Below are 8,654 nucleotides of genomic sequence, written 5' to 3'. Positions count from 1 at the left end.
TCAGATCGTCCTATGCGCTGGGCTTGTCAGTCGCGCTTCCGAAGCGGCGGTCGCGTTCCTGGTAAATCTCTATTGCACGCCACAGCTCATTTCGATCGAAATCCGGCCACAGCGTATCCAAGAACACCATCTCGGCATAAGCTGCCTGCCACAGCATGAAGTTGCTCGTGCGCTGCTCACCAGAACTTCGCAAGAAGAGATCCACCTCGGGCAGCTCCGGCACATACAAGTGTCGCTGGATCGTGCGCTCGTTGATGCCGTGCGGGGAGAGCCTGCCAGCGGCAACCTCCGCGGCGATGAGACGCACCGCGTCGGTGATTTCATTGCGGCCGCCGTAGTTGACACACATGGTCAAGGTGAGTCCGGTGTTCGCAGCCGTTACTCGCTCGGAAGTCTTGAGTTCAGACAGCACAGAGCCCCAGAGCTTCGGCCTCCGACCGGCCCAGCGCATGCGCACGTTCCAATAGTCAAGTTGTTCTCGTCGCCTACGCAAGACGTCTCGGTTGAATCCCATCAGAAACCGAACCTCGTCGGGCGACCTTCGCCAGTTCTCGGTCGAAAAGGCATAGACGCTCAGGTGCGTGACCCCCGCCTGTATCGCCCCCGCAACCACGTCGAGGAGCGCCTGCTCCCCCATCCGGTGGCCCTCGACGCGCGGAAGTCCTCGCCGGTTCGCCCACCTCCCATTCCCATCCATCACGATGGCGATGTGCCGCGGAATGGTTCCGGAAAAACTTGGCGGAGTCTCGCCGGTCCAGTCAACCGGAACAAGCTCACTCGGAGCCAGGCGCATGCTTCCTCGTCTCTCGTAGGGCCAGCATTTTTCAGACTACCGCTCACCGGGTGGTGAAAGATCGCAACCCGCGCTCAAGGTGCCACTGCGTGTAGGCCGCGACCACACCAGAGGCCTGGTCACGATCCCGCTCGTTCGAGCCGACGGCTGCCTCCCAGTCGCCGGTCAAGAGCGCAGCGAGCAGGTCGATCGCACCGGGTTGCAGTCTGGGCGCACCGGGCACTCGGCACTCCTCACACACCACCCCACCCAGTTGGACAATCACCTGGGTGTGCGGACCCGAGGCCCCGCATTTCACACACTCGCTAAATCCCGGCGCCCAGCCCGCCGCAGCCATCGCGCGAAGCAGGTAGCCATCCCGCACCAGGCCCGGGGGAATTTCGCCCGTCGCGAGGGTGCGCAACGCGCCCACCAAGAGCCGATACTGTTCGGGCGCGGGACCCCCCTCGCTCACCCGTTCGGCGGTCTCCACCATCGTGCTGCCGGCACGGTACCGATCGTAATCGGCACTGATGCGCGGGCCATATGCACCGAGGGTCTCCGCCTGGGTGACGGAATCGAGCGTGCGGCCCTCAAAGAGCTGCAGGTCTGCCACCATGAAGGGTTCGAGTCTGGCACCGAACTTTGAGGTCGTGCGGCGCACTCCCTTCGCCACAGCCCGAAGGAGACCTCGCTCACGAGTGAGGAGTGTCACGATTCGGTCGGCCTCGCCCAATTTCTGGGTGCGCAGCACGACCCCTTCTTCTCGGTACAGGGGCACGAGTTGATTATCTCAGCCGCGGAGGGCGCCGGCAGGATGCTCACCGATTCCCGCGGCGCTTACCTGACTTCGCTTCCGCCTCGCGCCAAGCCCGCTGAGCAGGGGTCTCGGAACTCGCCTGTGCCGTCGCAGAACCCGCGCGGCCGCGGTTCAAATTCCAGGCGTGCGTTACCGCCAAGGCCAGCGCGTCAGAGGCATCGGCCGGTTGTGGAGGGGCATCGAGTCTCAGTAGCCGTGCCACCATCTGACCGACCTGTGCCTTTTCTGCGGCCCCATAGCCGGTGACCTGGGACTTCACCTCGTTCGGCGTGTACAGCGTCACCGGGATTCCGCGCTGGGCAGCGAGATACATCACCACGCCGCTAATCTGTGCGACTCCCATCACGCTAGGAAGGTTCTGCTGGGCGAATACCCGTTCCAGGGCGATCGCGCCGATCTCCTGCCCATCGAGCATTCGGGCGATGCTCGAGCCAATCTGCAGCAGACGCGATGGTGTCGAGGCATCAGCGGGGCTCTTCAAGACCTCGACGTGCTCGAAGGTAACGGCTCGCCCGGGCCCGGCGGTCACCACTCCCACCCCGCATCTGGTCAAGCCGGGATCGATGCCGATGATCCTCATCGCACCGCCTCCGTCTTCATCTCGCGAACTCCGGGGGCGCACCTGCACGCGGGAACCGAACTGTGATGAGAAGTACTACTCCTCGGCTCCGAGTTCGGCCTGCACCTCGGGTGTGAGATCCACATTCGAGAAGATGTTTTGCACATCGTCAAGGTCTTCGAGGGCCTCAATGAGGTGAAACACCTTTCGAGCGGTCGCGGCATCAACCTCGACCTTCAGGTTTGGCACAAACTCCGCATCCGCGGAGTCGTAATCGATACCGGCATCGACCAGCGCCGTGCGGGTCGCGACCAGGCTGCTCGCCTCAGTGATGACCTCGAAGGCCTCCCCGTTCGGGGTCGGCGCGACTTCCTCAGCACCGGCCTCGAGCACGGCCATGAGCACGTCGTCCTCGGTAGTGCCTTCCGCCGGAACGACGATCACGCCCTTCCGCTCGAAGTTATAGGCCACGCTCCCGGGATCCGCCATAGTGCCGCCGTTGCGGCTCATCGCCGTGCGCACCTCGGCCGCAGCGCGGTTCTTGTTGTCCGTGAGACACTCGATCAAGAGGGCAACGCCGTTCGGTCCGTAGCCCTCGTACATGATGGTCGTGTACTCGACCGAGTCACCCGACAGACCTGCTCCGCGCTTTACTGCGCGATCAATGTTGTCGCCGGGAACCGAGTTCTTCTTCGCCTTGTGGATCGCATCGGCGAGGGTCGGGTTGCCCTGCAGGTCGGCTCCACCAATGCGGGCGGCGACCTCAATGTTCTTGATGTACTTGGCGAACGCCTTCGCTCGACGCGAGTCGATGATGGCCTTCTTGTGTTTGGTGGTGGCCCATTTTGAGTGTCCGGACACGCTTGATCCTTACGCTTGTGGTGATTCGCTACCTAGGGTACTGGTGGATCCCGGTGAGGCGCGCGGGCCTCGCCGGTCCGCGCGCTATGGCTCGGGCCACGCCTCAGCAATCTTCGCCCGAACGTCTCCGAGCAATTGCGGGAGGGACTTGGTCTTCGCGATGATGGGGAAGAAATTGGCATCTGCCTGCCAGCGCGGAACGATATGTTGATGCAAGTGGGCAGCAATTCCGGCCCCAGCGATCACGCCCTGGTTCATCCCGAGATTAAACCCGTGGCACCCCATCACTTGTCGCATCACGCGCATCGCGATTTGTGTCAGTTCGCCGATCTCAGCGACTTCCTCGGCCGTCGCCTCGTCGTACATCGAAACGTGACGATATGGGCACACGAGCAAATGGCCCGTGTTGTAGGGGTAAAGATTCAGCAGCGCATAGGAGTGCTCTCCACGGGCCACGATCAGGGCCTGCTCATCCTCGAATTTCGGGGCTTGGCAGAAGGGGCAGTTGTGCTCTTCGGGCTGCGTGTTATCGGCGATGTATACCATACGGTGTGGCGTCCAGAGACGCTGCATTTCGTCTGGCACACCCACGAGTCCGCTCTCCACGAGGGATTCGGCAGAAGGATGCTCCACGCTGTCGCTCATTCCGACCATGCAGTCGACACCTGCTCGTGCGTCTTGATGGCGGTCACGATGCGATCCACCGCTTCGTCGATCGGTACGCCGTTCATCTGGGTTCCGTCGCGGAACCGGAAGCTTACTGCTCCAGCTGCGCGATCCTCTTCACCAGCGATGAGCTGGAATGGAACCTTGGCCTTCGTGTGCGTGCGGATCTTCTTTGGCATGCGATCGTCGCTGTGATCGACCTCAGCACGAACGCCCAGCTGACGCAGCCGTGCGATCACCGCGTCTAGGTGCTCGCCATACTGCTCAGCGACCGGGATGCCCACCACCTGCACGGGTGAGAGCCAAGCCGGAAAGGCACCGGCGTAGTGCTCGAGCAAAATGGCAAAGAATCGCTCAATTGATCCGAGGAGCGCACGATGGATCATAATGGGCCGCTTCCGCGTCCCATCTGCCGCCGCGTATTCCAGCTCAAACAGCTCCGGCTGGTTAAAGTCAAGTTGCACGGTGCTGAGCTGCCAGGTGCGCCCAATGGCATCGCGTGCCTGTACCGAGATCTTGGGGCCATAGAAGGCGGCTCCACCGGGATCGGAGACGAGCTCTAGGCCGGATTCCTCCGCAACCTGCCGCAAGGTTTCCGTTGCGACATCCCACTGCTCATCGGTGCCGACCGACTTCTTCGGGTCTCGGGTCGAGAGCTCGAGGTAGAAGTCGTCGAGGCCATACGCCCGCAACGTCTCAAACACGAAGTCAAGCTGACGCTTGATCTCTGCTTTCACGTCTTCTTCGGTCACATAGATGTGTGCGTCGTCTTGCGTCAGGCCGCGCACGCGCGTGAGGCCCGAAAGCGTGCCACTCTTCTCGTAACGGTAGACCGTGCCGAACTCGGCGAGTCGCAGGGGCAACTCACGGTAGCTGCGGGCGCGCGCGCGGTAAATGAGGTTGTGGAACGGACAGTTCATCGGCTTCAGGTAGTAATCCTGGCCGGGCTTCACCACATTCCCATCCGCGTCCTCGACCGCGTCGAGGTGCATCGCAGGGAACATGCCCTCTTTGTACCAGTTCAGGTGCTGGCTGGTTTCAAATAGCGTGCCCTTGGTGATGTGCGGGCTATTCACCAACTGATAGTCGTGGTGCAGCAGGCGCTCACGCATGTACTGTTCGATCTCGTGGCGAATAATGCCACCCTTCGGATGGAACACCGCGAGTCCCGAACCGATCTCGTCGGGAAAGCTGAAGAGATCAAGCTCGACGCCGAGCTTGCGGTGATCGCGCTTCGCTGCCTCCTCGAGCCGGGTCTGGTACGCGCGCAATTCATCTTTTGTCGCCCAGGCCGTGCCGTAGATGCGCTGCAGCATCGGATTAGCCTCGCTGCCGCGCCAGTATGCCGCAGCGCTACGCATGAGCGCCCAGCCGTTGCCCAGCAATCGCGTGTTGGGCACGTGAGGCCCGCGACACAGATCTTTCCAGCACACCTCGCCGGTCTTCGGATCGACGTTGTCGTAGATCGTCAGTTCGGATCCACCGACCTCGACGTTCTCGTTGTCGTCGCCGGTGTCGCCGCCCTTCAACCCGATGAGTTCGAGTTTGTAGGGTTCCTGCGCGAGCTCGGTGCGCGCCTCAGCTTCGGTCACCACTCGGCGCACGAACCGCTGTCCCTGCTTCACGATCTTTGCCATCTCGGCGCTGATCTGTTTCAGGTCTTCAGGGGTGAACGGCTCAGTGGGCTCAAAGTCGTAGTAGAAGCCATCGGTGATGGGGGGGCCGATCCCGAGCTTTGTTTCGGGGTTTCCTCGCTGGACGGCCTGCGCGAGCACGTGGGCGGCGGAATGGCGCAGGATGGCGATTCCGTCGGCGGAATCTACAGAGACGGGTTCAACAGTGTCGGTATCGGCCACCTCCACGGCGAGGTCTCGTAACTCGCCGTTTACGCGCATCGCAACGATTGAACGATCACTGAACAGGCTGAAACCATCTGCCACGGCAGGCACTCCTTCGACGAATATCTGCACAATCCTACCGGGTGTACTCGGGCGATCATCGGTGGGTGAACGCGTGAGGCCCGGTTCTACAAGAAACGGTGCCTCACTGTGAGTCAAACCGTGTGCAGGCATGCCACTGCGAGCAGAGCGTCTGGCTGAATCGACCAGACGGAAATTACAGCTGCGCGTACCTTGCGCGGGCGAAGCAGTACACGCCATACGCCGTTAATCCAAGCGCGACGACAGTGAGAATGACCTGGCCGAACGGAAGATCAACGAGGGCCTTGAGCGCACCGTCGAGACCGGTGGCCTCGCTGGGGTCGGAGGTGAACGCCGCGGTACAGAAGAGGAGACCGACGACCGATATTGCGACGCCTTTGGCGATGTATCCGATGCGGCCGAGGGTCGTCACAAGACGGCCAGTCTTGCCAGCAGGGGCCGAGATGTCCTGCAGAAACCGCTGCTTCCCACCCTTGACGATAAAGTACACGCCAGTGGCAAGCACCCCGAGACCGAGGAGAACAACGAGAAACACGCCACCGGGCGTGGAGAGCATTGTCGCCGTGATGCGCTGCGCCTGACCTGAGCTATCGCCTCTGCTGCCCATGGCGATATTTGTCGCGGACAACCCGATGGCGAGGTAGGCAATCGCCTTGCCGGCTTCCTTGGCCCGGGCAGCCCAGGCCTCCTTATAGGTGCCGCGAACAATGAACGTCTCGAGAACTTGAAACAGTCCGAGCGCGAACATCCCAAGCGCGACGACCCACAGCACGAAGACACCGCCGGGGTTCGAAGCGAGTCCGTTCAGGGCACCACTTTGATCAGCTTCACCGCTGGAGCCGAATGCGACACCGATCGCGATGCCACCGATGATGAGGTGCAGTAGGCCGTTGACCGCAAAGCCTGTGCGTGTGGCGAGTTGGAGAGCCTGATTGTCTTGCAACCGTGACGCGGCAGAGCGAGCGGACGCTGCAGAGGAAGTAGCGCGGGACATAGCTTCACCCTAAGCTGCGTCACGGGAATGGCGATACCCCTTGCGCTCGCGCCCAAAGGTCGGTCTCGAGCGCTCGATTCTTTACCAGTCGGTTCAGCAAGCCGCCAAATTTCCGCGCGATCAGACCTGAACTCATGGTGGGCGATACCGGACTCGAACCGATGACCTCTTCCGTGTGAATGAAATACACACTCCGTTACGGTTCGTGGAAGTAGCCTCTGATCTGGGCTGTTTCACTAATGGGAATCGTTCTGATTCTCGGCCATGGGGGCACTTGTTGGTGATTCTGTCCCCAAATCTGTCCCCACGGTGGCGCCCCTCGGTGTGGACGGGCCGCCGCCGAAGCATGGCGCGGGCCAGTGTGCACCATCTATCATCAACCTATGAGCCAACACCAGGTCACCCAAGCAACGCAGCAGGTTCCCGCGGGCTGGTATCCAGACCAGACGGGGCACCTTCGTTGGTGGGACGGTTTCAACTGGGGCGTGTACGCGCCTATCCAGCAGCCGCCAGTACAGCAAGTGCAGGTGCAACACCCGCGCTACGCAAACCGCATGCCAGTCTCGTACGTGCGACCGCAGCGACCGCACAGCTTGACTAAGTGGATCATCGCGTCTCTTTTCATGGTGGGCATCCCCTGGCTTATCTACTACTCGATCAGCCCAAACCACTACTGGGAGGCGTAGGGCCGCACCGCGTTTCCTGCAATGCCCAGCGGGTACCGCAGATAAAATAGCCTCAACCACCAACATCGAGCGATTCGTGCAACGCCTAGCGGAAGGTCCGCGGGCACACCAGGGGAACCACCAGTGCAGGAATTGCTCAAGCGACTAACGACAACCCACTACATCAAGATTGAACGCGACAGCGCAGTCCTACAGAACCGCGTCAAGGTCGACCCGCTCATCAAGCAGCTGCGTGAAGCAATCTTCGGAGAAGATGGACGCAACGGGGGCAGTGGTGAATCACGCTCCCGACTCCCCCTCTCAGCGCCAGCGCTCGACCTCTACAACGCGATCGAGGAACGGGTGTCCGAGGTCTGGGTGCAACGCTTCCAACGGGTGCCCGGCATCGAGCACGTCGAAGAGCTCCTTGCCGAGTGGGCCGAGGGGCTCGAGCCGATCACGTTCGTCATGCACACTGTCGCCCGGTACGACCGGGCAACCAAGACAGTCGTGAGCGAGCTCACCTCAACGACAGTCCTCGCGTTCCTCATGCAGATCGAGCAAGACATCGTGAACCTGCTCGAGCGCCCGACCACCCAAGTCCCCGTGACGGGCCCGTGCCCCGCCGTCGGATGCTTCGCGACGACGATCACCCGCGACATCGACGGCGAACTGGTAACGCGCCCCACCCTCGAATTCACGCGCGAGCAGCGCAGCGGGCGAACCATCTCTGTGTCGTGCCGAACTTGCGAAGCCGAGTGGGATGAGTCTCGGTTTCGGGAGTTCGCTGAGGCGCTCGGGCGGGCAGAACGGCTCCGGTAAGCCGATTTGCGGGCACTGGTATAATGCGCTACCCTTGAGTCATCCAATACAGCTATGCCAAAATCGGCGTAGAAGCCCCGCCACGTGCGGGGCTTTTCTGTTTGAACCACCCGGCGGGCATCCTGGTCCCTGCCTGCCGGGCAACACTTCCCTGGCCGTATCGCCAATGATCCGTTCACACGGCCACCGCGGGGCTGAGACTCACATGTCACTCGGGTACGAGCCAGGGAAGCCACCATCAAACTCAAGGAGCAGTGCGTGAGCGAGCAATCCAAGTCAGCGTTAGACGCGGCAATCGCCGCACACGTCGCCGACGAATCGGGAAGCTCAATGGTCACCGGCTACGTGCTGTGTGTCGCGCACCAGGGCATCGAAGACATGGACGCTGGCCGCACCCGCTACCTCGGGGGGTTCGCCGACAACCAGGCGTATCACTCCGCCCTCGGCCTCGCCGGATACCTCATAGATGAGATCCTCCCCACCACGTTCGGCGTTGAAGACTGATGCGCGACTACAAGTGCGAGGACTGCGGGCGAATGCACCTCAGTATCTCCG

10 protein-coding genes are annotated in these 8,654 nt (G+C 61.8%); 3 read left to right on the top strand and 7 right to left on the bottom strand.

Translation table 11 applies throughout. The features are described 5' to 3' along the window. Positions 1-10 precede the first annotated feature (10 nt). From ACTNFK_RS06760 to ACTNFK_RS06730, 7 genes are all read right to left on the bottom strand, one after another. On the bottom strand, positions 11-793 hold the full coding sequence (locus tag ACTNFK_RS06760; RefSeq protein WP_433647123.1) for an isoprenyl transferase: 783 nt from the start codon (positions 791-793) through the stop codon (positions 11-13). A 43-nt stretch (positions 794-836) separates the two neighbouring features. After that, positions 837-1,553: a DNA repair protein RecO gene (recO, locus tag ACTNFK_RS06755; RefSeq protein ID WP_433647122.1), complete on the bottom strand. Its 717-nt coding sequence runs from the start codon at positions 1,551-1,553 to the stop codon at positions 837-839. A gap of 40 nt (positions 1,554-1,593) precedes the next feature. Next, positions 1,594-2,172 (bottom strand): crossover junction endodeoxyribonuclease RuvC, encoded by a 579-nt coding sequence (gene ruvC, locus ACTNFK_RS06750; RefSeq protein WP_435935778.1) that lies wholly within the window; start codon positions 2,170-2,172, stop codon positions 1,594-1,596. Between the two features lie 75 nt (positions 2,173-2,247). After that, a complete protein-coding gene (locus ACTNFK_RS06745; RefSeq protein WP_435935779.1) occupies positions 2,248-3,012 on the bottom strand; it encodes a YebC/PmpR family DNA-binding transcriptional regulator in 765 nt (254 codons plus the stop codon). 84 nt (positions 3,013-3,096) lie between these two features. After that, positions 3,097-3,657, bottom strand: coding sequence for an HIT family protein (locus tag ACTNFK_RS06740; protein ID WP_435935780.1), 561 nt, complete (start codon positions 3,655-3,657; stop codon positions 3,097-3,099). Further along, positions 3,654-5,573 carry a threonine--tRNA ligase gene (gene thrS, locus ACTNFK_RS06735; protein WP_435935988.1) on the bottom strand — a complete coding sequence of 640 codons (1,920 nt, stop codon included), beginning with the start codon at positions 5,571-5,573 and terminating at the stop codon, positions 3,654-3,656. The genes ACTNFK_RS06740 and thrS overlap by 4 nt, the downstream gene beginning before the upstream one ends. Positions 5,574-5,793: 220 nt before the next feature. Continuing rightward, a complete protein-coding gene (locus ACTNFK_RS06730; protein ID WP_435935781.1) occupies positions 5,794-6,612 on the bottom strand; it encodes a DUF1206 domain-containing protein in 819 nt (272 codons plus the stop codon). Between the two features lie 383 nt (positions 6,613-6,995). Here ACTNFK_RS06730 and ACTNFK_RS06725 point away from each other — a divergent pair, with 383 nt between their 5' ends. From ACTNFK_RS06725 to ACTNFK_RS06715, 3 genes are all read left to right on the top strand, one after another. Beyond that, positions 6,996-7,298: a DUF2510 domain-containing protein gene (locus tag ACTNFK_RS06725; protein ID WP_435935782.1), complete on the top strand. Its 303-nt coding sequence runs from the start codon at positions 6,996-6,998 to the stop codon at positions 7,296-7,298. A 123-nt stretch (positions 7,299-7,421) separates the two neighbouring features. Beyond that, the gene (locus ACTNFK_RS06720; protein WP_435935783.1) at positions 7,422-8,099 is read left to right on the top strand and encodes a DUF7341 domain-containing protein; all 678 of its coding nucleotides are present in this window, start codon (positions 7,422-7,424) and stop codon (positions 8,097-8,099) included. A gap of 258 nt (positions 8,100-8,357) precedes the next feature. Beyond that, complete coding sequence (locus ACTNFK_RS06715) at positions 8,358-8,603, top strand: hypothetical protein (protein ID WP_435935784.1); 246 nt, start codon at positions 8,358-8,360, stop codon at positions 8,601-8,603. Positions 8,604-8,654: the final 51 nt, after the last annotated feature.

The organism is Leucobacter fengyongliangi (genome assembly GCF_052386045.1).
This window is presented reverse-complemented; position numbering and strand designations above follow the sequence as displayed.